This is a genomic window from Hydrogenophaga pseudoflava (assembly GCF_004353865.1).
Classification (GTDB): Bacteria; Pseudomonadota; Gammaproteobacteria; order Burkholderiales; family Burkholderiaceae_C; genus Hydrogenophaga; species Hydrogenophaga pseudoflava.
In genome coordinates this window covers 4347107-4372801 of record NZ_CP037867.1, presented here as the reverse complement: position 1 = coordinate 4372801, position 25695 = coordinate 4347107, and the positions used below count along the sequence as shown (strand labels likewise).

At 67.5% G+C, this 25695-nt stretch carries 24 protein-coding genes; 10 read left to right on the top strand and 14 right to left on the bottom strand.

Going from position 1 to position 25695, the window contains the following annotated elements; genetic code table 11:
• Window positions 1-77 precede the first annotated feature (77 nt).
• From HPF_RS21060 to HPF_RS21045, 4 genes are all read left to right on the top strand, one after another.
• Window positions 78-2441, top strand: a complete 2364-nt coding sequence (locus HPF_RS21060) for an autotransporter outer membrane beta-barrel domain-containing protein (RefSeq protein ID WP_133157736.1) — start codon at window positions 78-80, stop codon at window positions 2439-2441.
• Window positions 2438-2971, top strand: a complete 534-nt coding sequence (locus tag HPF_RS24105) for a septal ring lytic transglycosylase RlpA family protein (protein ID WP_279512602.1) — start codon at window positions 2438-2440, stop codon at window positions 2969-2971. The genes HPF_RS21060 and HPF_RS24105 overlap by 4 nt, the downstream gene beginning before the upstream one ends.
• Window positions 2972-3005: 34 nt before the next feature.
• Window positions 3006-4283, top strand: coding sequence for an O-acetylhomoserine aminocarboxypropyltransferase/cysteine synthase family protein (locus HPF_RS21050; RefSeq protein WP_066155212.1), 1278 nt, complete (start codon window positions 3006-3008; stop codon window positions 4281-4283).
• 162 nt (window positions 4284-4445) lie between these two features.
• Window positions 4446-6146 (top strand): AMP-binding protein, encoded by a 1701-nt coding sequence (locus HPF_RS21045; protein WP_066155210.1) that lies wholly within the window; start codon window positions 4446-4448, stop codon window positions 6144-6146.
• 45 nt (window positions 6147-6191) lie between these two features.
• On the opposite strand, the gene HPF_RS21040 is transcribed toward HPF_RS21045, so the two are convergent.
• From HPF_RS21040 to HPF_RS21015, 6 genes are all read right to left on the bottom strand, one after another.
• The gene (locus HPF_RS21040; RefSeq protein WP_133157735.1) at window positions 6192-7301 is read right to left on the bottom strand and encodes a 2Fe-2S iron-sulfur cluster-binding protein; all 1110 of its coding nucleotides are present in this window, start codon (window positions 7299-7301) and stop codon (window positions 6192-6194) included.
• Between the two features lie 3 nt (window positions 7302-7304).
• Window positions 7305-7829, bottom strand: a complete 525-nt coding sequence (gene paaD, locus HPF_RS21035) for a 1,2-phenylacetyl-CoA epoxidase subunit PaaD (protein WP_133157734.1) — start codon at window positions 7827-7829, stop codon at window positions 7305-7307.
• A 5-nt stretch (window positions 7830-7834) separates the two neighbouring features.
• Window positions 7835-8677 carry a 1,2-phenylacetyl-CoA epoxidase subunit PaaC gene (gene paaC, locus HPF_RS21030; protein ID WP_079366625.1) on the bottom strand — a complete coding sequence of 281 codons (843 nt, stop codon included), beginning with the start codon at window positions 8675-8677 and terminating at the stop codon, window positions 7835-7837.
• A complete protein-coding gene (paaB, locus tag HPF_RS21025; protein WP_133157733.1) occupies window positions 8677-8979 on the bottom strand; it encodes a 1,2-phenylacetyl-CoA epoxidase subunit PaaB in 303 nt (100 codons plus the stop codon). Before paaB ends, paaC begins: the two co-directional genes overlap by 1 nt.
• Window positions 8976-9998 (bottom strand): 1,2-phenylacetyl-CoA epoxidase subunit PaaA, encoded by a 1023-nt coding sequence (gene paaA, locus HPF_RS21020; protein WP_133157732.1) that lies wholly within the window; start codon window positions 9996-9998, stop codon window positions 8976-8978. The genes paaB and paaA overlap by 4 nt, the downstream gene beginning before the upstream one ends.
• A 118-nt stretch (window positions 9999-10116) precedes the next feature.
• The gene (locus HPF_RS21015; RefSeq protein WP_133157731.1) at window positions 10117-11031 is read right to left on the bottom strand and encodes a 23S rRNA (adenine(2030)-N(6))-methyltransferase RlmJ; all 915 of its coding nucleotides are present in this window, start codon (window positions 11029-11031) and stop codon (window positions 10117-10119) included.
• A 193-nt stretch (window positions 11032-11224) separates the two neighbouring features.
• Between HPF_RS21015 and rplM the strand changes: the two genes are divergently transcribed.
• The 5 genes from rplM (at window position 11225) to erpA (ending at window position 13736) form a co-directional block, all read left to right on the top strand.
• A complete protein-coding gene (gene rplM / locus HPF_RS21010) occupies window positions 11225-11656 on the top strand; it encodes a 50S ribosomal protein L13 (RefSeq protein ID WP_066155189.1) in 432 nt (143 codons plus the stop codon).
• A 10-nt stretch (window positions 11657-11666) separates the two neighbouring features.
• Complete coding sequence (gene rpsI, locus HPF_RS21005) at window positions 11667-12059, top strand: 30S ribosomal protein S9 (protein WP_066155186.1); 393 nt, start codon at window positions 11667-11669, stop codon at window positions 12057-12059.
• 93 nt (window positions 12060-12152) lie between these two features.
• Window positions 12153-12860, top strand: coding sequence for a DUF6776 family protein (locus HPF_RS21000; protein ID WP_066155182.1), 708 nt, complete (start codon window positions 12153-12155; stop codon window positions 12858-12860).
• A gap of 22 nt (window positions 12861-12882) precedes the next feature.
• Window positions 12883-13281: a bactofilin family protein gene (locus HPF_RS20995; RefSeq protein WP_066155179.1), complete on the top strand. Its 399-nt coding sequence runs from the start codon at window positions 12883-12885 to the stop codon at window positions 13279-13281.
• Between the two features lie 89 nt (window positions 13282-13370).
• A complete protein-coding gene (gene erpA, locus HPF_RS20990; RefSeq protein WP_066155176.1) occupies window positions 13371-13736 on the top strand; it encodes an iron-sulfur cluster insertion protein ErpA in 366 nt (121 codons plus the stop codon).
• Window positions 13737-13811: 75 nt separating this feature from the next.
• Here the strand turns inward: erpA and HPF_RS20985 are convergent, their stop codons facing one another.
• The gene (locus HPF_RS20985) at window positions 13812-15176 is read right to left on the bottom strand and encodes a M23 family metallopeptidase (RefSeq protein ID WP_424955183.1); all 1365 of its coding nucleotides are present in this window, start codon (window positions 15174-15176) and stop codon (window positions 13812-13814) included.
• A 167-nt stretch (window positions 15177-15343) separates the two neighbouring features.
• Here HPF_RS20985 and tyrS point away from each other — a divergent pair, with 167 nt between their 5' ends.
• Window positions 15344-16606 carry a tyrosine--tRNA ligase gene (tyrS, locus tag HPF_RS20980; protein WP_133157730.1) on the top strand — a complete coding sequence of 421 codons (1263 nt, stop codon included), beginning with the start codon at window positions 15344-15346 and terminating at the stop codon, window positions 16604-16606.
• Between the two features lie 295 nt (window positions 16607-16901).
• Here the strand turns inward: tyrS and HPF_RS20975 are convergent, their stop codons facing one another.
• The 7 genes from HPF_RS20975 to glgC all read right to left on the bottom strand — a co-directional run bounded on the left by HPF_RS20975 (window position 16902) and on the right by glgC (window position 25666).
• Window positions 16902-17594: an ankyrin repeat domain-containing protein gene (locus HPF_RS20975; protein ID WP_127804161.1), complete on the bottom strand. Its 693-nt coding sequence runs from the start codon at window positions 17592-17594 to the stop codon at window positions 16902-16904.
• Window positions 17591-18082 carry a GlcG/HbpS family heme-binding protein gene (locus tag HPF_RS20970; protein ID WP_127804163.1) on the bottom strand — a complete coding sequence of 164 codons (492 nt, stop codon included), beginning with the start codon at window positions 18080-18082 and terminating at the stop codon, window positions 17591-17593. Before HPF_RS20970 ends, HPF_RS20975 begins: the two co-directional genes overlap by 4 nt.
• A 132-nt stretch (window positions 18083-18214) precedes the next feature.
• Window positions 18215-18841, bottom strand: a complete 627-nt coding sequence (locus HPF_RS20965) for a response regulator transcription factor (RefSeq protein ID WP_133157729.1) — start codon at window positions 18839-18841, stop codon at window positions 18215-18217.
• Window positions 18838-20334, bottom strand: a complete 1497-nt coding sequence (locus HPF_RS20960) for a sensor histidine kinase (protein ID WP_133157728.1) — start codon at window positions 20332-20334, stop codon at window positions 18838-18840. Before HPF_RS20960 ends, HPF_RS20965 begins: the two co-directional genes overlap by 4 nt.
• Window positions 20335-20367: 33 nt before the next feature.
• Window positions 20368-22848 carry a glycogen/starch/alpha-glucan phosphorylase gene (locus tag HPF_RS20955; RefSeq protein ID WP_133157727.1) on the bottom strand — a complete coding sequence of 827 codons (2481 nt, stop codon included), beginning with the start codon at window positions 22846-22848 and terminating at the stop codon, window positions 20368-20370.
• Between the two features lie 32 nt (window positions 22849-22880).
• Entirely contained in the window at window positions 22881-24410 is a 1530-nt protein-coding gene (glgA, locus tag HPF_RS20950) for a glycogen synthase GlgA (RefSeq protein WP_243721634.1), read from the bottom strand.
• On the bottom strand, window positions 24407-25666 hold the full coding sequence (gene glgC, locus HPF_RS20945; protein WP_133157726.1) for a glucose-1-phosphate adenylyltransferase: 1260 nt from the start codon (window positions 25664-25666) through the stop codon (window positions 24407-24409). Before glgC ends, glgA begins: the two co-directional genes overlap by 4 nt.
• Window positions 25667-25695: the final 29 nt, after the last annotated feature.

Below are 25695 nucleotides of genomic sequence, written 5' to 3'. Positions count from 1 at the left end.
TGTAAGAAGATAATATCCATTGCTTGAGGGCCGGCAATGCCGACGCCTTCTGTGCCGACTTCACCCAGGGTCCATCCATGAAAAACAAGCAAGCACACTCCCCCCGGTCCGGCAACGCGCGCGCCAGGCGCCGCGATCTGCGTCAGGCGGCCACCGGGCTCGCGACAGCCTCCGTCCTGGCCGTGGGGCTGCCCGCTGCGACCGCGCTGGCCGGCACCGGCTCGTGTGTCGGGTCGGGTGCGATCGAGGTGTCGGATCCTCGAATCGGCGAATGCCAATTGCAGAGCGGTGACGCGCTGTCTGTCACCGGGACCGGCAGCATCACCGGCGACGGCGCGAGTACGGTCGTGGGGGTGCGGGTCGTTTCGGGGCAGACTGGTGTTCAGATCACCAACGACGGCGACATCGTCGGCAACCCGTCCGACGGCATCTGGAACCAGGGGACGATCACCCAGATCACGAACCGTGGGCGCATCGGTGCCGGGCCATTCGCCCTCGGCGTTTACAACGACAACATTGGCACGATCACCGTCCTGAACAACGAGGCGGGCGCCGAGATCCAGGCGGGTTCGGGAAGCACCAATGCCATTGAGTCCTACGGCACGCTCGGCACCCTCAACAATGCGGGGCGCATCCTGGGCGGGATCCGGGCCAGCAACACGGCGCTCAACCTGAGCGGCGGTTCGGCGCGCATCACGGGGCCGGTCAACATCGTGGGTTCGAGCGGCTCTGTCAACGTTGTTTCCGGCGCCGTCTTCACCACCGAAAACACCTTCAGATCCAGCCTGTTCCGCATCCAGTCGGGTGCGCGCCTGGTGGTGGGGTCCTCTTCCCATGTCATTGAGGCCTACTCCCTCACGCCGGACGCTTTCCGCAACGCCGGCACCCTGCACGTTCCCGAGGGCGTCCACGCCCAGATCACGGGCAACTACATGCAGTCCGGGGCCTTGCGCCTGGGGGCCAGCAGCTCCTCCAGCTTCGGACGCCTGACGGTGTCCGGCGACGTGGATCTGCAGCCGAGCGCCACGTTTGTGGTGGACGTCAACGGCACGAACACCCTCGCTGCGGGCGATACGCTGGCGGGTGTGCTGACCGCCGGGGGCGCCCTCACCAACGCCGCGCCGGCCACGAATGTGTCCGACAACAGCGCCTTGTTCAACTTCCAGTCGCAGACCAATGGCAGCCAGGTGGACCTGCTGGTCGAGGCTGCGGGCACAGACCCGGAGCCGCCCCCCGCGCCTCCCCCGGCTCCAGCCCCCACGCCTTCTCCGGGTGGCGGCGGCCGGGGCGGTGGTGCCGCACCCCAGCCTGCGCCCGCGCCCCCCCCTGGGCAAGGCATCGTGCCGGCGACCATCCGGGCGGGTCTGATCAACGGTGTACCGACCGCCCAGGTGCTGGATGGCTACATCCGCGGCGGGCGCACAGGCACGGACTGGGATGTCGTGGTGACGGCCCTGGGGCGCCTGCCCGACGACGCGTCGGTGGCGAGGGCCGTCGGGCAGGCCATGCCCTCGATGCATGGCAACGCGGCCCAGGCCCTGCTGGCACATGTCTCGAGCACCGGTTCGGCCGTGGTCGGGCAGCAGGCCGTGGGTGGTCCGGACGGCGCCGACGCGAAGCCCGGCACGGGACTCTGGGTCCAGCCGCTGAACCACCGGGTGGATCAGGACCGCTACCGCCAAGCCAGCGGTTACCGGGTGCGCACACAAGGTCTGGCGGGTGGTTACCAGGCGTCCATGGTGTCCGGCAGCACCCTGGGCTTCGGACTGGCTTACCTGGATGGCCGTGTGGACGGTCGTGACTTCGCGCTGGGGCACCGCAGCGATCTGGAAAGTGTCCAGGTGCTGGGCTATGGTTCCTACGACCTCTCGGCATGGCGCCTGCAATGGCAGGCCGACGCCACGCGCAGTTCGGTCAAGTCCGAGCGCAACCTGGGATTCATCGGGCGCTTGGCCAAGGCCAGCTACCGCGGGCACGCCTCGCATCTGGGGCTGAGCATGGGGCGCCCCATGACCCTGGCCACCACCTCGGTCACGCCCTCGGTGGGTCTCGACTGGCGCCGCGCGCGCAACAACGCGTACACCGAAACAGGTGCCGGGGCGCTGGATCTGCGGGTCGCCGCCCAGAAGGCCGAGGAACTGGTCGCCAAGCTGGGCGTGGAGGCACGCCATCCGCTGGGTGCGCAGAGCCATCTGCTGGCGCAGGCCGCTGTCGGGTACGACCTGTCCGGCGGTCGCGACAGCACCTCGGCCCAGTTCGTCGGGGGTGGTCCGGTGTTTTCAACCCCCGGATCGGAGCAGCGGCGCACCCTGGCCGAGCTGGGGCTGGGTGTGGCCCACAAGGTCGGCGATGCCATGGAAATGCGCGTGCACTACGACCTGAGCCTGCGCGGGAAAATGACCGATCAGAGCGTCAGCCTGCGTCTGGACTGGCGCTTTTGAAACGCTGCGCGCGGTTCTTCGCGCCGTCTTTGCTGATGGCGGTGCTGGCGGGCTGTGCCACGCCGCTCGCCGGCCCGGTTCCAGCCGGGGCCGCCACCGACCCGCTGCCGGTGGTGCCCCACGGCCCCGCCATTCCCCCGACCCGCAACGGCGACACCCTGGCAGATCCCACCGGGTCCGCAGCCGCCGAACGGTCCGTTGACGGGGCTCGCAGCCCGGACGGGTCCCGCGACTCCGCAGGCGTTCTCGAAAAGGGGCTGGCGTCCTGGTATGGCAGCAAGTTCCACGGCCGTCGCACCGCCAGCGGTGAGCGCTACGACCGGCACGCCATGACCGCCGCGCACCGGACGCTGCCGTTTGGCACACGCGTGCGGGTGCGCAGCGTGGTCACCGGCAAGGAGGTGGTGGTCCGCATCAACGACCGTGGCCCCTTCAAGCGCTCGCGCGTCATCGACCTCAGCCAGGCCGCGTTCAACGCGCTGGGGCTGCAGGGCCGAGGCGTGACCCAGGTCGAGTTGCTGCCAGAATGACCGGTTGTTCATCCAGCACCCCAAGGAGACCCGCATGAAAATCGAAACCATCGCCGTGCACGGCGGCTACACGCCCGATCCCACCACCAAGGCCGTCGCCGTGCCGATCTACCAGACCGTCGCGTACGCCTTCGACAACACCCAGCACGGTGCCGACCTGTTCGACCTCAAGGTCGCGGGCAACATCTACAGCCGCATCATGAATCCCACCAACGGGGTGCTGGAGGCACGCCTCGCGGCGCTGGAAGGCGGCATCGGTGCGCTGGCCGTGGCCTCGGGCATGGCGGCCATCACCTACGCCATCCAGACCATCGCCGAAGCGGGCGACAACATCGTCTCGGCCTCGACGCTCTACGGCGGCACCTACAACCTGTTCGCGCACACCTTCCCGCAGCAGGGCATCACGGTGCGTTTCGCCGACCCGCGTGATCCGGCCGCGTTCGCCGCGCTGATCGACGAGCGCACCAAGGCCATCTACTGCGAATCGGTGGGCAACCCGCTGGGCAACGTGACCGACATTGGCGCGCTTGCGAAGGTGGCGCACGCGGCCGGCGTGCCGCTGATCGTGGACAACACCGTGACCAGCCCCTACCTGTGCCGTCCGTTCGAGCACGGCGCCGACATCGTGGTGCACTCGCTGACCAAGTACCTGGGCGGCCACGGCACCAGCATCGGTGGTGCGATCGTCGACAGCGGCAAGTTCCCCTGGGCCGAGCACAAGGCGCGCTTCAAGCGACTGAACGAACCCGACGTGAGCTACCACGGCGTGGTCTACACCGAGGCCCTGGGCCCGGCCGCCTACATCGCCCGCGCCCGCGTGGTGCCACTGCGCAACATGGGCGCGGCGCTCTCGCCGATGAACGCGTTCCAGATCCTGCAGGGCATCGAGACCCTGGCGCTGCGCATGGACCGCATCTGCGACAACGCCGTCAGGATCGCCAACCACCTGCAGGACCACCCCAAGGTGGCCTGGGTCAACTACGCCGGCCTGCCCGGCCACAAAGACCACGCGCTGGTGCAGCAGTACATGGGCGGCCGAGCCTCCGGCATCATCAGCTTCGGCCTGAAATCTGATGACGCCATCGCTGCCGGCACGCGTTTCCAGGACGCGCTGCAACTCTTCACTCGTCTGGTCAACATCGGCGACGCCAAGTCGCTGGCCTGCCACCCGGCCTCGACCACGCACCGCCAGCTCAACCCGGACGAAATGAAGAAGGCCGGCGTGAGCGCAGACATGGTTCGCCTGTCCATCGGCATCGAGCACATCGACGACCTGATGGCCGATCTGGAGCAGGCGCTGGCGAAGGTGTGAGCCACCGCCCGCGTGCCCGTGAAACCCGCTTCGGCGGGTTTTTTTCTGTCTCCGGGCTGCACCGGCCTTGATCTCGCGCGGCCGCCAGCGGCGTGCGCGTGGCATATTGGCCCTTGCTGGTCGCGGTGGCGCGGCGGCTTGTCGCAAGAACGAGGTGGACACATGGACAGACCCTGGCTCAGTCAATACCCGGCCGGGGTACCGGCAGAGATCGACGTTCACCGGTTTGCGTCGCTCAAGGACATGCTGGCATCGAGTTGCGAGCGCTTTGCCGACCGGCCGGCTTACCGCTCAATGGGCGCGACGATCAGTTTTCGCCAGCTCGACGACGCCAGCCGCGCGTTCGCGGCCTGGCTGCAGAAGGTGGCGGGTCTGCAGCGTGGCGACCGCGTCGCCCTCATGATGCCCAACCTGCTGCAGTACCCGGTGGTGCTGTTCGGTGTGTTGCGCGCGGGCATGGTGGTGGTGAACGTCAACCCGCTCTACACGCCGCGCGAGCTGGAACACCAGTTGAAAGACGCAGATGTCCGGGCCATCGTGGTGCTGGAGAACTTTGCGCACACGCTGGAACAGGTGATCGCATCGACCCCTGTGCGCACGGTGGTGACGACGCAGGTGGGGGACTTGCTGCCTGTGGTGAAGCGGCTGCTGACGAACGCCGTGGTCAAGCATGTGAAGAAGCTGGTGCCGCCCTGGCGGCTGAAGGGTGCGGTGGACTTTCGACGGGCACTGGCCGCCGGTCGTGCACAGACGCTGGACGATGTGCCGCTCCAGCACGGTGATCTCGCCTTCCTGCAGTACACCGGTGGCACCACCGGCGTGGCCAAAGGGGCCATGCTCAGCCACGGCAACATGGTGGCCAACGTGCTCCAGGTGGGTGCCTGGATGTCGCCCAACCTGAACGATGGCGAGGAGACGCTGATCCTGCCGCTGCCGCTGTACCACGTGTTCGCGCTGACCGGTGCGCTGTCCTTTTTCAGCAAGGGTGCGCAGGCGGTGCTGATTCCCAATCCGCGCGATCTGCCGGCCTTTCTGCAGGTGCTGCGGGAGACCCGCTTCACCGCGATCATCGGTGTCAACACCCTCTTTCGTGCCCTGCTCGATGCACCCGGTTTTGCCCGGGTGGACCTGCGCCCGCTGAAGCTGGCGGTGGCTGGCGGCATGGCGGTGCAGCAGGTGGTGGCCCATCGCTGGAAAGCGCGGGCCGGCGTGCCGCTGGTGGAAGGCTACGGCCTCACCGAAAGCGCGCCGGTGGCGATCGCCAACCCGGTCACCATCCCGGAGTGGAGCGGGCAGATCGGCGTCCCACTGCCGAGCACGGAGGCGGCCATCCTCGACGACGATGGCGCGCATCTGGGCATGGGCGAGGTCGGTGAAATCTGCCTGCGCGGCCCGCAGGTGATGCAGGGCTACTGGAACCACCCCGAAGAGACGGCCAAGGCGTTCATCGCCGATGGCTGGCTGCGCACCGGCGACATGGGGGTGATGGACGAGCGCGGCAGCATCCGCATCACCGACCGCAAGAAAGACATGATCGTGGTCTCGGGGTTCAAGGTGTTCCCCAACGAGATCGAGGACGTGCTGACCCTGCACCCCGGTGTGCAGGAGGCCGCGGCGGTCGGCGTGCGCGACGAGCGTTCGGGCGAAGCGGTCAAGGTGGTGGTCGTGCGCAGCGACCCGGACCTGACCGAAGCCGATGTGCTCGCGCACTGCAAGCAGCACCTGACCGGCTACAAGATGCCGCGCGTGGTGGCGTTTCGAAGCGAGCCGCTGCCCAAGACCAACATCGGCAAGATCCTGCGCCGCGAACTGCGCGACGTCGGGGCTGCAACGGTCCCGTCGGAACCGCCCGCAAACGCTTGACACCCGCTGGCGTCGGGTGGCCGGGCCTTGCGCCAGGCGCCGCGCTCAGCGCTCGTCGTAGCTCACCACCAACGTGTCGGTGGTCGGCCGGGCCTGGCAGCTGAGCACGAAGCCTTTTTCCGTCTCCCAGGGTTCGAGCGTGAAGTTTTTGTCCATGGTCACCGCCCCCTCCATCACCTTGGCGCGGCATGTGCAGCACACACCGCCCCGGCACGACCAGGGCAGGTCCAGCCCGGCGTTCAGCGCCACGTCCAACACGTGCTCGTCCTTGCCCATGCGCAGTTGGTGCGGCTTGCCGTCGAGCACCACGGTCAGCGCCACCTCGCCGTCGGTGCGCACGGCCGGATGACCGAGCACGGCGGCCTGGCGTTGCGCAGCCGGGAGCGCCTCCAGCGTCGGTGACGTGAAGCGTTCGGTGTGTATGCGGTCGGGTCGCACGCCAGCGTCCAGCAGCGCTTTCTCGGTGGCTTCGATCATGGCCTCGGGGCCACACACAAACACCTCGTCCATGCTGCCGACCGGCAGCAGTGCGCCGATGATCTCGCGCACCTTGTCACCGTCGATGCGGCCTTCGAGCAGGGGCACTTCCTGCGCCTGGCGCGAGAGCACGTGGATCAGGGTCAGGCGGCCGGGATAGCGGTCCTTCAGGTCCTGCAGCGCTTCGTTGAACATCACGCTGGCCATGCGGCGGTTGCCGTAGACCAGGGTGAACTTGGCGTCGGGCGACTCCTCCAGCGTGCTGGCCATGATAGACAGGATGGGCGTGATGCCCGAGCCCGCCGCAAAGCCCACGCGGTGGATCGCGCGCGGCTTGTGGATGGTGAAGCGGCCGTCGGGGGGCATCACGCGCAGCGTATCCCCTGACCGCAGCTGTGTGGCCGCCCAGTTGGAGAACACGCCGCCTTCCACCGGCCGGATGCCCAGCGTCACTTCGCCGTGTGTCGCCAGCCGGCTGCGCGGGCTGCTGATCGAGTAGCTGCGCCGCACGTCCTGGCCTCCGATGTTTGCGCGCAGGGTGAGGAACTGGCCGGGCTCGAAGGCAAAGGTGTCGCGTAAGGCTTCGGGGATGGCCAGAGAGACGGCGACGGCGCCGGCGGCCTCGGGGTCGATGCGCGAGACGGTGAGGTCGTGGAAGCGGGCGGCGGCGGTGCTCATGGTTCAGTACGGCTTGAAGTAGTCGAAGGGTTCCAGGCAGTCCAGGCAGCGGTACAGCGCCTTGCAGGCCGTGGAGCCAAAGGGGGCGGTCTGCGTCGTGTTGTGCGATCCGCATCGAGGGCAGGGCACGTCCACGGGTCGCGCTGCATGGCGGCTGAACTGGAGCACGCCCGATGGCGCTGCTCGGCTGCTGCCGCATTGCGGCGGCGTGATGCCGTAGGCACGCAGCTTCTCTTTGGCGGCATCGCTCATCCAGTCGGTGGTCCAAGCCGGCGAGAGCTGGGTCACCACGCGGCCGGGCAAGCCGGCCTCGCGCAGCACGGTGACGATATCGTCCTCGATCTGGCCCATGGCCGGGCAGCCGCTGTAGGTGGGGGTGATGACCACCTCAGGCACACCGTCGCTGCCCTCGCGCACCTCACGCAGGATGCCCAGCTCGCTCAGGCTGACCACCGGGATCTCGGGGTCGGCCAGGTGCGCCAGCGCCCGCTCGAGGGCCTGCAGCGACGACTCGGTGGTTGCGCCCATGGTGTTCACCAGACCGCGGTCGGGTGGGCGCGGGCCAGGCTTTGCATCTCGGCCAGGAGAAAGCCCAGGTGCTCCGAATGCACACCCACGTGGCCCTGCGCCACATAGCCTTGGTGGGGCTGGTCGTGGCGGGTCAGCGTGGCCTCGCTCAGCGTCTCGTTGACCAGCAGATTCCAGGGCTCGCGCAGGGTGTTGATGTCCACACCCGTGCCGTCCTGCGCCGCTGCCTGCTCGGTCGGGCCGGGTTGCCAGAAGGCTTCGCAGAAAGGCAGCAGGTGGTCGATGGCGTCCTGCGCGCGGCGGTGCGATTCGTCGGTGCCGTCGCCCAAACGCACCAGCCAGTCGCTGGCGTGCTGCAGGTGGTAGCGCACCTCCTTGAGCGACTTGGCGGCAATGCCGGCCAGTTGCGCATCCTTCGACGACTGCAAGCGGTCCCACACCAGCACCATCAGCGCGCTGACCAGGAAGTTGCGCGCGATGGTGGTCGCGTAGTCGCGCTCAGCCACGGCGTAGCCGACCAGCGGGCCGTGGTGCGGCAGTTCCATGATCGTGTGGTTGCGGAACTCGGCGGTGTCGCGGAAGTAGGCCAGGGTGTCCTCGGTCACACGGCCGTCCTGCCGCGCGCCCTGCAGGTGGGCGAATCGCTGCGCCAGTGCGCCGTCGCCGTTGATCCGGTCGGCCGCGTGCTGGTAAAGCAGTCGCGCCTGCCCGATCAGGTCCAGGCTGTTGTTGGCCAGGGCCAGGTCCTCTTCGAGGATGGGGCCGTGACCGCACCACTCGGCGTTGCGCTGGCCCAGCACCAAGGCGTTGTCGGCCAGGTGCAGGATGTAGTCGACCGGCGCCTTCATCACATATGCCCCACTTTGTCCGGGATCTCGTAGAAGGTCGGGTGGCGGTAAACCTTGTCGGCCGCCGGGTCGAAGAAGCTGTCCTTGCTGTCAGGCTCGCTGGCCGTGATGGCGGTGGACGGCACGACCCAGATGCTCACGCCTTCCTGGCGGCGGGTGTAGACGTCGCGCGCCATCTGCAGCGCGTGGCGCGCATCGCTGGCGTGCAGGCTGCCGCAGTGCTTGTGTTCCAGGCCCTGCTTGCTGCGGACGAAGACCTCCCAGAGGGGCCATTCCTTCAATGCCGGTGTTGCGTTGTTCATGCGGCCTCCTTCTGCTGACGTTGCTGCTGCTTGCGGGCATGGGCCAGCGCGGCCTCGCGCACCCAGGCGCCTTGCTCGTGCGCCTTCACGCGGGTGGCCAGGCGCTCCTTGTTCATTGGGCCGTGGCCATTGACGGTGGCCCAGAACTCGTCCCAGTCGATCTGGCCGTAGTCCCAGTGGCCGCGCGCCTCGTTCCATTTCAGGTCGGGGTCGGGCAGGGTCACGCCCAGCACCTCGGCCTGCGGCACGGTGGCGTCCACGAACTTCTGGCGCAGGTCGTCGTTGCTGATGCGCTTGATGCCCCAGCGCATGCCTTGCACGCTGTTGGGGCTGTTGTCGTCCGGCGGGCCAAACATGGCCAGGCACTTCCACCAGTAGCGGTTGACAGCGTCCTGCACCATGGCCTTCTGCTCGGCCGTGCCCTGCATCATCACCAGCAGGGCCTCGTAGCCCTGGCGCTGGTGGAAGCTCTCTTCCTTGCAGACGCGGATCATGGCGCGGGCATAAGGGCCGTAGCTGCAGCGGCACAGCGGAATCTGGTTCATGATCGCCGCGCCGTCCACCAGCCAGCCGATCACGCCTACATCCGCCCAGTTGAGCGTCGGGTAGTTGAAGATGGAGCTGTACTTGGCTTTGCCACTGTGCAGCGCGTCCAGCATCTGGTCGCGGCTGGTGCCCAGGGTCTCTGCCGCCGAATACAGATAGAGACCGTGGCCGCCTTCGTCCTGCACCTTGGCGATCAGGATGGCCTTGCGCTTGAGGCTGGGCGCGCGGCTGATCCAGTTGCCCTCGGGCAGCATGCCGACGATCTCGCTGTGCGCGTGCTGGCTGATCTGGCGCACCAGGGTCTTGCGATAGGCCTCGGGCATCCAGTCGCGCGGCTCGATCTTGCCGTCGGCGTCGATCACGGTGTCGAAATGCGCCTGCAGCGCGGCGTCCTCGGCGCGGATCGGCGTGGCCGCCGCCTTCGGTGCGCCCTTGGCGTCGCCATCAGCGACGGAAAAGGATTGGGTGTACATGCGCGTCTCCTGCACCCGCCAAGCGGGGTGGATGCGCAGTATATGGAATTAGCCGACCGATCGGTTGGTTAATTCGCAGGGCGCGGATCGGGAATTACCCGTGGCCCGTTTCCCGGCTTCAGGCGCCGCCCGCTTCCACGGACTGCGCTTGGCCGCGGCCACGTCCCAACAGCGTCACCAGCAGCGGCAGCGTGGCCTGCAGTTCGGCCTTCAGCGTGTGCGGCGGGTTGATCACGAACATGCCGCTGGCGGTCAGTCCCGGCCGCTCGCCGAGGGCCAGCGGGCCGTGGCTGATGTTCAGCGTGGCATGTAACCAGGGGCGTTTGGCGTGGTTGCACAGGGTCTTGAGCCTGCGCGGCAGGTCGTGCGCCTCGGCCCGGGGAATGATCGGGTACCACACCAGGTAGGTGCCGGTTGGAAAGCGCTTGAGGCATTCCTGTATGCAGGCACTCACTTTGGCGTAATCGCTCTTGATCTCGTAGCTCGGATCGATCAGCACCAGCGCGCGTTTGGAGCCCGACACCGATGGCGGCGGGGGCAGCAGGGGTTTGAGGCCCTCGAATCCGTCTTGCGTCGCGACCGCGATCTGGCGCCCGGCTTCGAGCTGGGCGATGTTGGCGTTCAGCGTGCGGCTGTCGGTCGGGTGCAGTTCGAACAGCTTGAGGCGGTCGCGTGCCTCGGTGCGCATCAGAGCCTGCATCACGAATGGCGAGCCCGGGTAGACGCGCAACTGGCCGTCCGGGTTGAAGCCTGCGATCAGGTCGAGGTAGTCATCAAGCGCCGCGGTGGTCGCGGGCGGCGTGCCGGTGGCTGGCCGCATCGCCGCCATCAGCTTCACGATGCCGTCTGCGGCTTCCCCGCCTTTTTCGGCGTAGTCGCCGTCCAGCCGGTACAAGCCGGCGCCGGCGTGGGTGTCGACCAGGGTGATGCCCGCCTCCTTCTTCATCAGATGGCGCAGGGTGGCCATCAGGGTGATGTGTTTGAGCACGTCGGCATGGTTGCCGGCGTGGAAGGCGTGGCGGTAACTGAACATCGGGCGATGGTAGCGCCGGCCGGCCTGTTACGGGCCCTATTTGCCAGCCGGTGGTGAAAAATCGTACAATGCTCGGCTTCGCAGCGATTTCGTGGCCCCGCGACGAAGCCATCAACACCACCTAAGAGCGTTCCGTCAGAGAACGACCGACCGTGGAAAAGGGTCCGCCAAACCAACTCGCAAGAGAAAACTCATGACCAAAACGTTCAGCGCCAAGCCCGCTGACGTGAAGCACGAGTGGTTTGTGATTGACGCAACCGACAAGGTTCTCGGACGGGTCGCCAGTGAAGTGGCCCTCCGTCTGCGCGGCAAGCACAAGGCCATCTACACGCCTCACGTCGACACCGGTGACTTCATCGTCATCATCAACGCAGCCAAGCTGCGTGTGACCGGTACCAAGAACACCGACAAGATGTACTACCGTCACTCGGGCTTCCCGGGCGGTATCTACGCCACCAGCTTCCGCGACATGCAGGCCAAGCACCCCGGCCGCGCGCTCGAGAAGGCCGTCAAGGGCATGCTGCCCAAGGGTCCTCTGGGCTACGCCATGATCAAGAAGCTCAAGGTGTACGGCGGCGCCGAGCACCCGCACACCGCCCAACAGCCGCAAGTGCTGGACATCTGAGGAGCCGACGATGATTGGTGAATGGAACAATGGCACCGGCCGTCGCAAATCCAGCGTCGCCCGTGTGTTTCTGAAAAAAGGCACCGGCAAGATCACGGTCAACGGCAAGGACATCGAACAGTACTTCGGCCGCCAGACCTCGATCATGATTGCCAAGCAGCCTCTGCTGCTGACAAACAACGCCGAGACGTTCGACATCCAGGTGAACGTGCACGGTGGTGGCGAATCCGGCCAGGCCGGCGCGGTCCGCCATGGCATCACCCGCGCCCTGATCGACTACGACACCGCACTGAAGTCCGAGCTGTCCAACGCCGGCTTCGTGACCCGCGATGCCCGTGAGGTCGAGCGTAAGAAGGTCGGTCTGCGTTCTGCGCGCCGCGCCAAGCAGTTCAGCAAGCGTTAACACGCCGCTCACTGCCACAACAACCGCCTTCAAGCTCGTCTTGGGGCGGTTTTTGTTTTTTGTGACCACCCGTTTCCTGAAAGGACCAGTCCCATGAGATTGCGCCTGCTGCGCAGACGGTTGACGGTCAGTGCACCGCGCATGGCCATCCGCAGCACCATGCCCTGGCCGCTGCGTTGGTTGCTGGCCGCGGTCGTGCTGGGGTTCTCCGGGGCGCTGGCGCTCTGGGCTTTCGAGTTCGGCAAGGAAATTGCGGGGCTGGACCGCAACGCCAAACAGGAGCTGGAGCAGTTGCGCACGGAAGTGAGCCAACTGCGGGAGGCGCTGGGCAAGGCGCAATCGGTGGCCAACACCTCTGAGAGCTTGCTGACCACCGAGAAGACTGCGCAAGAGCAACTGCTGCTGCAGATCCGGCAGTTGCAGGCCGACAACCTGGCGCTGCGCAGCGATCTGGGCTTTTTCGAGCGCCTGATCCCAGGCACCGGGTCGGGTGCGCCGAGCATCCGGGGCCTCCAGATCGAACGGGTCGCAGAAACCCAGCTCAAATGGCAGGTCCTGATGATCCAGGCCGAAAAGAATGCCCCTGACTTCAAAGGGCAGATGGAGATCAGTTTCGCTGGCACGCTGGATGGCAACCCGTGGTCGGCGCAGCATGCAGCGACGCCGCAGGCGGTCCTGATCAAGGGCTATCTGCGGCAGGAAGGGCTCGTGGACGTTCCTTCGCGGGCCGTGGTAAAAACCGTGACCGCCAGAATCCTCCAGGGTGGAGCCGTCAAGGCCCTTCACACCATCAAACTCTGATTCCGCCACACCGGAGCACGACATGTTCAACAAGAAGAAACAGCCTCCCATCAAAAGCCTGATCGCGCAGGGCACCCGGATCGAGGGCAACGTGCTGTTTCACGATGGCCTTCGCGTGGATGGTGATGTCGTGGGCGACATCCGTGCCAGCGACGAGCAGCCCAGCATCCTGGTGATCAGCGAGTTGGCCAGCGTGACGGGCCAGATCCACGCCGATCACGTGATCATCAACGGCACGGTCAAAGGACCGGTGTTCGCACTGGAACTGCTGGAGCTGCAACCCAAGGCCCGCATCGAGGGCGATGTGTCCTACAAGTCGCTGGAGATGCACCAGGGCGCCACCATTGCGGGCCAGCTCAAGCCCATGACCGGCGACCTCGAGGACAAACCCACACTGAAACTGGCGGCAAACAACGCCTGAGCACAATTCCGAGTGATTTGCCCTACCATTCGAGCTTGAACGTGTGAGCTTGGCTTGCACGCCATCGCCCCACCGTACCGAGGAACACCATGAGCGCCGTCGCCGAAACCACCCAGACCGAAATGCCCGCCCCGCTGATCTTCACCGACAGTGCCGCCGCCAAAGTGGCCGATCTGGTGGCTGAAGAGGGCAATCCGGATCTCAAGCTGCGCGTGTTCGTGCAGGGCGGTGGCTGCTCCGGCTTCCAGTACGGGTTCACCTTCGACGAAGTGGTCAACGAAGATGACACGCAGATGACCAAAAACGGCGTGTCCCTGCTGATCGACGCGATGAGCTATCAGTACTTGGTGGGTGCCGAGATCGACTACAAGGAAGATCTCGAAGGCGCCCAGTTCGTGATCCGCAACCCGAATGCCACCACCACCTGCGGCTGCGGGTCCAGTTTCAGCGCCTGATACCTGCTGTCAGGATCGGCACAACAAAAAAGGGAGCCAATGGCTCCCTTTTTTGTTGGTTGGCGGACGCGACACTTACTCGGCGCTGGCCTGTTGAACGGTGGCCGCGGCATCAAGCTGCATGCGCATCGACTGGGCCACGGCGTCGAAACGGGCGCGGGCCGCCGGACTCACGGGGATGTTCTCGCTACGGCGGGCGATGGCCAGCGGATCTTGGTGAACGCCGTTGTCACGGAACTCGAAATGCAGGTGCGGGCCCGTGGAAAGCCCGGTGGAGCCGACGGCACCGATGAACTCGCCCTGCGCGACTTTCTGGCCCGCCCGGACGTCTATGCGGCTGAGGTGGCCAAACAGTGTGGTCTGGTTGTCGCGGTGCCGCACCTCGATGGTGTTGCCATACCCACGCTGCCAGCCGGCAAAGGTCACCACGCCGTCGGCGATGGTGCGGACAGGCGTGCCCGTGGGCGCCGCATAGTCCACGCCGAGGTGGGCCTTCTGCTTGCCGGAGATCGGGTGGAAGCGCATGCCGTAGCCGCTGCTCACGCGGGAGAACTCCAGCGGCGAGGCCAGGTAGGACTTGCGCGAGCTTTGCCCGTCAAAGCCGTAATAGGCGCCCTGGAGTCCGGGTTCTTCAAACCAGACGGCCTCGTGTTCGCGGCCGTTGTTGATGAACTCGGCGCTCAGCACGCGGCCGGCCCGAAGCGCTTCACCGTCGGCTTCCAGGCTCTCGTACACCACGGAGAAGCGGTCTCCCTCGCGCAGGTCGCGGCGGAAGTCGATGTCGCCGGAGAACATTTCCGCCAGTTGCACCGCCACGCTGTCCGGCAGACCGGCCTCGTCGGTGGCTGCAAAGAGAGAGCTGCGGATCACGCCGCTGGCCAGCCGCGACTGGACGTTCAGCTCACCACTCTCAACGCGGGAGCTGAAGCTACCGCCCTGGCGTTCGATTACCAGGCGCTGGAAAACGCGACCGTCGTCCGGCAGCCAGCGCGCGGTCAGACGGATCAGTTCCTGCCGGCTGTTGGCTTCCACCGTGACCAGTTTGCCTGCCCGGCCAGCGAACAGTTGGTGCGCGTTGCTGTCGCTGCGCAACATGGCGGCCGCCGCAGCATCGCTCACGCCGAGGCGTTGCAGCAGGCTCTGAGGGGTGTCGTCGCGCCGAAGGGTGTCGCTGCGAAAGAGCGACCAAGCATCAAGCGAGGCGCCTTCGTGGGGGGCGAACGGTTGGGACTGGATTTCTTCGACCACCTGCTGCACGGGCAGAAGGGACGCGTCCGGAGCCAGCGGGGCAATGCCGAACGCCGTGACGCCGGTGCCCAGCAGCAGCACACCGATGCCCGCCATCACGCGGCGGGGATGACTTGTAAGGCTGGACAGCAAGGAATTGCTGGTGGATCGCGCCAGGGTGGGCAGTCTGTTGTTGTGGTGCGTGAGCTTCAAAATCGGTGTCCGGCAAAAAGCGGCGAACGAAGCCGCCTGGCGTCAGAAGAACCTGCCCTTGTTCGGTTGCCATGGAGCAGACCCAGGGCGCGGGCCCACTAAAATCCGGGCTCGCCAAACCTGCAATTGTAGCCCCGAGAGGGGTGTCCGCATCTGAAAAAACCCTTATGAATCACAGCGATACCGATGTTTCAGGCGTGTCTTTGCCGGTCGGCGGAGGCCTCCAGCCGACGGACGGTGTCCGCGAGGCGCTGGCGGTGACGTTGAGGGGATGCGACGAACTGATTCCCCAGGACGACTGGGTGAAAAAGCTGGCGAAGTCGGAGCAGACGGGCGTGCCGCTGCGCATCAAGCTGGGACTGGACCCGACGGCACCGGACATCCACATCGGTCACACGGTGGTGCTCAACAAGATGCGCCAGCTGCAGGACCTGGGTCACCAGGTCATCTTCCTGATCGGCGACTTCACCAGCCTGATCGGCGACCCTTCCGGCCGCAACAGCACCCGCCCGCCGCTCACGCCCGAGCAGATCAAGGCCAACGCCGAGACCTATTACAAGCAGGCCAGCCTGGTACTGGACCCCGCAAAAACCGAGATCCGTTACAACAGTGAGTGGTCGCTACCACTGGGGTCGATGGGCATGATCCAGCTGGCCGCCAAGTACACGGTGGCGCGCATGATGGAGCGCAACGACTTCCACCAGCGCTTCACCGCCGGCACGCCGATCAGCGTGCACGAGTTCCTGTACCCGCTGATGCAGGGCTATGACTCGGTGGCGCTCAAGGCCGACTTGGAGCTGGGCGGCACGGACCAGAAGTTCAACCTGCTGATGGGCCGCCACCTGCAGCAGGAGTACGGCCAGGAGCCGCAGTGCATCCTGACCATGCCGCTGCTCGAAGGTCTGGACGGCGTCGAGAAGATGTCCAAGTCCAAGAACAACTACATCGGCATCACCGAAGAGCCCAACACCATGTTCGCCAAGGTGCTGTCGATCTCGGACACGCTGATGTGGCGCTGGTACACGCTGCTGTCGTTCAAGTCGATGGCCGAGATCGAAGCGCTGAAGAAGGAAGTGGAAGGCGGGAGCAACCCCAAGGATGCGAAGGTGATGCTGGCCAAGGAGATCACGGCGCGATTCCACAGCGCGGCGGCGGCCGAGGCGGCCGAGCAGGATTTCATCAATCGCAGCAAGGGCGGGGTGCCGGATCAGATTCCTGAAGTGACTTTGTCGGGCGCGCCGATGGGCGTGGCGGCGTTGCTGAATGCCGCTGGTCTGGTGGCGTCGAATGGCGAAGGCAACCGGTTGATAGACGGCGGCGGTGTGCGCATCGACTCGTCGGTGGTCAGCGACAAGGGGCTGAAGCTGGGCGCAGGTGTGTACGTGGTGCAGGTGGGCAAGCGGAAGTTCGCTCGCGTCACGCTGACGTAAACCAGTACCTCGCGGGATCGGGGCGCCAGCGCGCTCTATTCCGTTCGTGTCCCCCGGACCGGCTGCGCCGGTCCTCCTCCTTTACCTCACTGCACAGAACGCACTGTCGCCCCGATCCGAGGTGATGTGGGTGTGCAGCCGTGGGTACGTCCGCGCGTTTGCGGAACGAGTGACAGCGGTGACCGGCGCAGCGAAGTAAAGGAGGAGGCTTGGGCGCAGCCCAAGCCGGGGGACATGAGCGGAGCCGGCCACCGCTGGCGCTCGTCCCATGAAGCGATACGGGAGAGCCAGGGGCTCAACGCGCCCCAGCCTTCTCGAGCATAGAAACCATGGTTGAGTACCCACGGGCCTTCGCCAGCACCAGTGGCGTCTGACCACTGCGGTCCGCCAGTTGCAGGTTGGCCCCCGCGTCGATCAGCGCCTTCAGCGTCGCCTGGTGCCGCGCTCCGCCGTCGCCCAGCACGATCGACTCGATCACCGCCGTCCAGTGCAGGTTGTTCACATGGTCCAGCGGCGCACCGGCCGCGATCAGCTGCCGGACCACGCCGTCATGCCCCAGGTGCGCCGCCGCGATCAGGGCTGTGCCGTCGTAGCGGCTGGTCACCTGCTTCGCGCTCGCCCCCAGTTCCAGCAGCACCTTCAGCGTGGCTTCGTCATCCGCAACCGACGCGATGGTGACGGCGTCGTAGCGGTCGTTCTCCAGCGTGTTCAGATCGGCGCCGGCTTTCGCCAGCGCGCGGATCGCCTCGCGCTGGCGGGCGAACGCCGCCACATGCAGCGGTGTGCGCCCGTAGGCGTCGGTGGCGTTCAGCGCCGCACCCGAGGCCACCTGACGCTGGATCTTGGCCACGTCGCCCTTGTGCGCCGCGGCGTGTAGACCGGTGTACGCCGCTGCCTCGGCCGCGCTCGGTGCCACCTGGGCCTGCGCGCCGACGCTGCCCAGTGCGAGCGACAGGGCCAGGGCAATGGCCCGCAGCGGCGTCTTCATTTCAGCAGGTCCGCGACCTTGGCGATGCCGGCGTTCGCGCACTGTTCGTCCAGATGGCCGCCGGGCGCGCCACCCACACCCACCGCGCCGATCACTTCGTTGCCGACCTTGACCGGCACACCGCCGCCCAGCACCAGGAAGCCGGGGATGTCGACCAGCGTGGCAGCGCCGGGGTTCTTCTGCACGTTCTCCAGCATCGCGGCCGTGGTGTTGCGGGCGGAAGCCGAGGTGTAGGCCTTGCCCTGCGCGGCATCCACCGTGTGCGGGCCGGCGTTGTCGGCGCGCTGCAGCGCGCGCAGCACGCCGGCACGGTCGACCACGGCGGCAGTGACGTTGTAGTTGTTCGCGGCGCAGGCGGCCACGGTGGCGGCGGCGATCTGGTTGGCCAGCTCCAGCGACATGTTCTTTTCGGTTCGCACAGCCTGTGCGCTGGCGGCACCGGCGATCAGGGACAGGGCGACGGCGGATGCGGAAACAATGGCTTTCATGGGGTTCTCCTTCGGGTGGGTGCGGTTCAATCAACCGTGAGAGAACTGTAGAAATTCGCGCCCGTTCGCAACATTCGGACGGCTACGCGCCGGGCTCCGTAGAACTACGGAGTGGCATCGAAGGCAGGACCATCAGCCGGCAGACGCCTCGTCCACCAGCGCCGCGTAGTGGCGGATCAGCTGCGCCAGCGACTCCGCCTGCAGCTTGGCGAACAGGTTGGCGCGGTGGGTCTCGACGGTGCGCGGCGAGAGGTCGAGCGCGCGGCCGATCTCCTTGTTGGTCAGGCCGGCGACGATCAGGCCCAGCACCTCGCGCTCCCGCTCGGACAGCTGCGCATATCGCTCGCGCGCCGCGCGGTCGGCCTGGTGGCGTTCGCGGGTGCGCACGTGCTGGCGCACCGCGTTCTGCAGCGCCTCGATCAGCAGCTCGTCGTTGACCGGTTTCTCCAGGAACTCGGCTGCGCCGGCCTTGAACGCGCGGCGGCACATCTCCACCGTGCCGTGGCCGGTGAGCATGATGACGGGCTGGTCCACGCCCTGCGCGACCAGGGTGTCGAGCACGGTCAGGCCGCTGATGCCGGGCATGCGCACGTCCAGCACGATGGCGCCGATCGCCTCGCGGTCGAAACCGTCCAGGAAGGCTTGCGGGTCGGCCCAGGTCGTCACGCGCAGGCCCACGGTGCCGATCAGCAGCGCCAGGCTTTCGCGCACCGCGGCGTCGTCGTCGATCAGGTGGATGGTGGGCGAGAGGCTGGTCATGCGGTGCCCCTGGACAGTGGCAGGCGCAGCGTGAACACCGCGCCGCCGCCGGGCTGATTGGCGGCGGCGAGCGAGCCGCCCATGCCCTGGGCCAGGGTCTCGCACAGCGACAGGCCGAGGCCCAGGCCGCCGTCGCGGGTGGAGAAGAACGGTTCGAACAGGCGCGGCAGGGCCCCCGGCGCGATGCCCGGGCCGCGGTCGGCCACGGCAAGCTCGCCGACGCCCCCGTCGCGGCGCAGGGTCAGCTGCAGCGCGCGCTGCGCCACGGGCACGGCGTCCATCGCCTGCAGGGCGTTCATCAGCAGGTTGTGCACGATCTGGTCGACCGCCACCGGGTCGCCGGCGACCGTCACGGCGGCGTCGGCCTGCACCTGCGCCACGACACCGCGCCGCCGGCACTCGGGTTCGAGCAGGTGCACCGCCCGCCGCGCCGCCTCGGCCAGATCCAGCGACAGCACGGCGGCGGTCGTCGCACCGTCTGGCGTGCCGGGCCGTTCCACCGTGCGCCGCAGGCGGCCCACCACCTCGGCCGCGCGGCGCGACTGGTCCACCGCCTGCGCCATGGCCTGGCGCGCCGTGTCCAGCTCGGGCGGGTTCTCGGCCAGCAGACGCTGCGCCGCCTGCGTGTTGGCCAGCACCGCGGTCAGCGGCTGGTTGAGCTCGTGCGCCATGCCGGCCGCCAGTTCGCCCAGGGTGTTCAGGCGCGCCACCTGGCCCAGTCGCAGCAGTTCCTCGGCGCGTCGGCGTGCGGTGCGCTGGCGCTGCCACTGCGCGCCCAGCGTCAGCGCGGTCGCGACCAGGGCGGTCCACGCCAGCATCAGGCCCCAGGGCAGCTGCGACCAGCCCAGCCGCTGTTCGGCCACCACGCCGAAGGGCTGGCTGGCAGCGGCCAGGTGCTTGTGGAATTCGAAGCGCCAGCCGCCCGAGCGGGCCAGAGCCGCCGCATCGCCGGACTGCAGTTCCACGCGCTGGCCTTCGTGCTCCAGCACCACGCGCACCGGGCTGGCTTCGGGCTTCATCGGCCATTCGGACCAGGGCACCATGCCGCGCAGGTCGATGGTCAGCGCGTAGGCGGTGGGCAGGGCGGCGAGCACCAGGCGGTAGCGGCCCGAGGCCAGGTCCGGGCGGACGAGGGCCGGCCGGCGGTCCTGCGCCGAGCGCTGCTCCGCCGAGGCCAGATCGGGGTCGGCCCAGGCCGCGCCGTGCTCGCGCCGCTGCACCGACAGGATGTGGGGATAGAGGGACGGCAGCCGCTGTTCGGGCGCGGCGCTGACGGGCGCGCCGGGCGCGGGTTGCAGCAGGGCCAGGGTGTCGAGAATGGCATCGTGCTGCACCACCTGCTGGCTCAGCAGGCGGTGCACGATGCGGGCGTCGGTCTCGAACAGCGCGCGCTGTTCGTCGATGGACTGGCGGGCGATCATGACCGAGCCTGCAGCGGAAAGCACCGCGCCGCCGAGCCACCACCACCGCAACGATCCGCCGCTGTTCCGCATGCGGCGGATTCTGTCATGCGGGCTGCGCCCGCGTCACTGGAAGAGGGGCTTGACCTTCCAGATGTCGTCGGCGTACTCGCGGATCGTGCGGTCGGACGAGAACATGCCCATGCCGGCGACGTTGAGGATCGCCTGCCGCGCCCATTCGTTCGGGCGGCGGTAGAGCTCGTCGACCTTCTGCTGGGTCGCGATGTAGTCGGCGTAGTCGGCCAGCAGCAGGTAGTAGTCCGACTCCAGCAGGGTGCGCGTGATGTCGTGGAAGCGGTTGGGCTCTTCCGGGCTGAAGGCGCCTTCGGCGATGCGGTCGATGGTGGTCTTGAGGTCGTAGTTGTGGTCGTAGTAGCGGCGCGGGTTGTAGCCGCTGGCGCGCAGGGCCGCGACCTGCTCGGTGCGGTGGCCGAAGATGAAGATGTTCTCCAGCCCCACGTTCTCGGCGATCTCGATGTTGGCGCCGTCCCAGGTGCCGATGGTCAGTGCGCCGTTGAGCGCGAACTTCATGTTGCCGGTGCCCGAGGCCTCGGTGCCGGCGGTGGAGATCTGCTCCGACAGGTCGGCGGCGGGGATGATCACCTCGGCCAGCGAGACGCGGTAGTTCGGCATGAACACCACCTTGAGCTTGTCGCCCACGCGCTTGTCGTGGTTGACCACGCGCGCCACGTCGTTGATCAGCTTGATCACCAGCTTGGCCATGTAGTAGGCCGAGGCCGCCTTGCCACCGAAGACCACGGTGCGCGGCACCCAGTTGGCGTTGGGGTGGGCCAGGATCTGCTGGTAGCGCGTGACCACGTGCAGCAGGTTGAGCAGCTGGCGCTTGTACTCGTGCATGCGCTTGATCTGCACGTCGAACAGGCTGTCGGTGCTGACGACGATGCCAGTCTCCTGCGCGATGCGCTCGGCCAGCCGCTTCTTGTTCTGGGTCTTGGCCAGGCGGAAGGCGCTCTGGAACTCCGCGTCGTCGGCCAGCGGCCGCAGCTGCTTCAGCTCGTCGAGGTTGCGGCGCCAGGTGGTGCCGATGCGAGCGTCGATCAGCGCCGACAGCGGGCGGTTGGCCTGCGAGAGCCAGCGCCGCGGTGTGATGCCGTTGGTCTTGTTGTTGAAACGATCGGGCCACAGGCGCGCGAAGTCGGCGAAGATAGTCTTGACCATCAGGTCGCTGTGCAGGGCCGAGACGCCGTTGATCTTGTGGCTGGCCAGCACCGAGAGGTAGGCCATGCGCACGCGGCGCTGGCCGTGTTCGTCGATCAGGGAGACGCGGCGCAGCAGGTCGTTCTCGTTGGGAAAGCGGTCATGCACCTCGGCCAGGAAGCGGGCGTTGAGGTCGTAGATGATGCGCAGGTGGCGCGGCAGCAGCCGGCCCATCAGGTCCACCGGCCAGGTCTCCAGCGCCTCGCTCATCAGCGTGTGGTTGGTGTAGCTGAAGATGCGCTGGCACAGGGCCCAGGCGGCGTCCCACTCGACCTGGTACTCGTCCACCAGCAGGCGCATCAGCTCGGGAACTGCCAGCGCGGGGTGGGTGTCGTTGAGGTGGATCGCGACCTTTTCGGCCAGCTGCTCGAAGCTGCCGTGGCTCTTGAGGTAGCGGCGCAGGATGTCCTGCAGCGAGGCGCTGACGAAGAAATACTCTTGGCGCAGGCGCAGCTCCTTGCCGTGCTCGGTGGAGTCGTCGGGGTAGAGCACGCGCGAGACGTTCTCCGATTCGTTCTTGGCCTCCACCGCGCGCATGTAGTCGCCCTTGTTGAAGGCGTCGAGGTTGATGCCGCTGGTGGCGCGCGCGGTCCACAGGCGCAGCGTGGAGACGCTGGTGAGTTCGTGGCCGGGCACGCCGGTGTCGTAGGCGGTGGCGATCACGTCGTCGGTGTCGACCCAGCGCACGTGGTCCCCCTCCTGCACCAGCCGGCCGCCGAACTGCACCTCGTAGCTGAACTCGGGGCGCATGAATTCCCAGGGGTTGCCGTTGACCATCCAGTAGTCGGGTTCCTCGACCTGTCGGCCGTCGACGATCTTCTGCGCGAACATGCCGAAGTCGTAGCGGATGCCGTAGCCCATGCCGGGCAGGCCGACCGTGGCCATGGAGTCGAGGAAACAGGCGGCCAGCCGACCCAGGCCGCCGTTGCCCAGGCCGGCGTCGGTCTCCAGGTCGATCAGGGCGTCGAAGTCGGCGCCCAGCTGGGTGCAGGCCTCCCTGGCGTCGTCGTAGATGCCGACCGAGAGCAGGGCGTTGGTGAGCGCCCGGCCGGTCAGGAACTCCATCGAGAGGTAGTAGACGCGCTTGGCGTCGCTGTCCTGCGAGACCGCCAGCGTCTCGCGCCACTTGTGCATCATGCGGTCGCGCACCGCATGGAACAGGGCGAACAGCCAGTCGCGGCGGGTGGCCGATCGCAGGTCCTTGCCGACGGCGTAGACCAGCCGGTTGGCGATGGACACGCGCAATGCCGCAACGCTGTTCTCCAGCTGTTCGTACTCGAACGGGGCGGTGGCGGTGCCCGTGGCGGGCGTCAGGAGGGTGTTGGGCATGGCGGTGCAGTACAGGGCAGGAGGTGGTCGGATCAAGCAGATGCCGTGCCAGTGGCGTCGGCACGGGCCAGTGCGTAGACCTTGAGGGTGTCGGTGGCGGCGCGCGCCCAGTCGAAGCGCAGCGACATGGCGTGGCGCTGGACCGCGCGCCAGTCGGCCTCGCGGCGCCGCAGGGCGAAGGCGCGGCGCAGTGCCGCGAGCAGGTCGTCTTCAGTCAACTCGTGGAACACGAAGCCGCTGGCGCGGCCGTCATCGATGTTTTCCAGGCTGCTGTCGGTGACGGTGTCGACCAGGCCGCCGACGGCGCGCACCAGGGGCAGCGTGCCGTAGCGCAGGCCGTAGAGCTGGGTCAGGCCGCAGGGTTCGAAGCGCGAGGGCACGAGGATCACGTCGCTGCCGGCGATGACGGTGTGGGCCAGGCCCTCGTCGTAGCCGATGTGCAGGCCGACCGCGCCCGGGTGGCGTTGCGCCGCGTGCTGCAGCGCCTGCTCGATCAGCGGGTCGCCCGCTCCGAGCACGGCCAGCTGGCCGCCGCGGCGCACCAGCTCGTCGACCACGCCGGGCAGCAGGTGCAGGCCCTTCTGCTCGGTCAGGCGGCTGACGACGCAGAACAGCAGCGCGTCGGGCAGGACCTGCAGGCCAAGGCGCTGCTGCAGCCGCGCCTTGGCGGCCGCCTTGCCACGCAGGTCGTCGGCGCTGAAGTCGGGTTGCACGAGGGCATCGTTCGCCGGGTCCCAGACCGCATCGTCGACGCCGTTGAGGATGCCGTGCAGGCGGTCGCGCCGCTCGCGCAGCACGCCGTCCAGGCCACAGCCCTGTTCGGCGCCGGTGATCTCGCGCGCGTAGGTCGGGCTGACGGTGGTGATGGCGTCGGCGAACTGCAGGCCGGCTTTCATGAACGAGACCTGGCCGTGGAATTCCAGGCCGTGCAGGTGGAACAGCTCGTCGGGCAGGCCGAGGCGCTCGCGCACCTGCGGGCCGAACACGCCCTGGTAGGCCAGGTTGTGCACGGTGAACACGCCGGCCGGGCGGCGGTGGCCAGCCGCCACCAGCCGGTGGAGGTAGGCGAAGGCCAGGCCGGTGTGCCAGTCGTGGCCGTGCACCACGTCGGGCACCCAGCCGCTGTCCAGACCGGTGCCCAGCAGAGCGGCGGCCCAGCCCAGCCAGGCGAACTGTTCGGCCGCGTCGGGCCAGGGCTTGCCACTGGCGTCCTGGTAGGGGTTGCCGGGCCGGTCGTACAGGCCGGGCGCGTGCAGCAGCCACACCGGCAGGCCCGACGCCTCGATGTACCCACGCTGCAGCCAGGGGGTGGGGCCGTTCACGGTGCCGGGCTGCGGGCCGAGGCCGTGCGGCAGACCCACGGTGTCGCCGCTGGGCACCAGCAGGCTCGGCCCCTCGGGCACGACACCCGCCACGATGGACGGGAAGGCCGGCAGCAGCAGGCGCACGTCGGCGCCCTGCGCCGCCAGCGCCGGCGGCAGGCCCGCGCTCACGTCGGCCAGACCGCCGGTCTTGAGCAGCGGAAAGACCTCGGAGCAGGCGTAGAGGACGCGCAGGCTCACTTCAGGGCCTCAAGCATCGCGCGCGTGACCAGCACCACGCCGCCCTCCGAGCGGTAGAAGCGTTTGGCGTCTTCGTCCGCGTCGTAGCCGATCTGCATGCCCGGCGGGATCACGCAGCCGTTGTCGATCACCACCTTGCGCAGCTTGCAGCCGCGGCCGACGTCGACCTCGGGCAGCAGCACCGCCTCGTCGACCTCGGCGTAGGAATGGATGTGGACCTTGGAGAACAGCACCGAGCGGTTCACCGAGCCGCCCGAGATGATGCAGCCGCCCGAGACCAGCGAGTCCACCGCCATGCCGCGGCGGCCGTCGTCGTTGAACACGAACTTGGCCGGCGGCAACTGCTCCTGGTAGGTCCAGATCGGCCAGTCGCGGTCGTACATGTCCAGCTCGGGAATGGTGTTGGTCAGGTCCAGGTTGGCGGCCCAGTAGGCCTCCACCGTCCCGACGTCGCGCCAGTAGGCTGGCGCCTCGGGCGAGCTCTTGACGCAGGACATGCCGAAGGGGTGCGCCACGGCCTGGCCCTCGGCCACCATGGCCGGGATCACGTCCTTGCCGAAGTCGCGGCTGGAGCCGGGGGTGGCCGCGTCCTGCTCCAGCGCGGCGAACAGCGCCGGGGCGTCGAACACGTAGATGCCCATGCTGGCCAGCGACACCTCCGGCTTGCCGGGCATGGCTGGCGGGTTGGCCGGCTTCTCGACGAACTCGACGATCTGGCGCATGGGGTCGATGGCCATCACGCCAAAGGCGCTGGCCTCGGCGATCGGCACCTCGATGCAGGCCACGGTGCACTTCTTGCCCTGCGCCACGTGGTCGGCGATCAGCTCGGCGTAGTCCATCTTGTAGATATGGTCGCCGGCCAGGATCAGGATGTACTCGGGGTTGTGGGCGCGCAGGATGTCCAGGTTCTGATAGACCGCGTCGGCCGTGCCCAGGTACCAGCTGTCCTCGTCGATGCGCTGCTGGGCGGGCAGCAGGTCGATGAACTCGTTGAACTCGTTGCGCAGGAAGCTCCAGCCGCGCTGCAGGTGGCGCAGCAGCGAGTGCGACTTGTACTGGGTGAGCACGCCGATGCGGCGCACGCCGGAGTTCAGGCAGTTGGAGAGCGCGAAGTCGATGATGCGGAACTTGCCACCGAAGTACACGGCCGGCTTGGTGCGCCGGTCGGTCAGCGCCTTCAGCCGCGAACCGCGGCCGCCGGCGAGCACCAGACCGATGGTGCGACGCGCCAGTTGCTGGGGAGAGGTTTTGTCCATGGGTGTCTCCGGTGGTTGTTGTGGTGAAG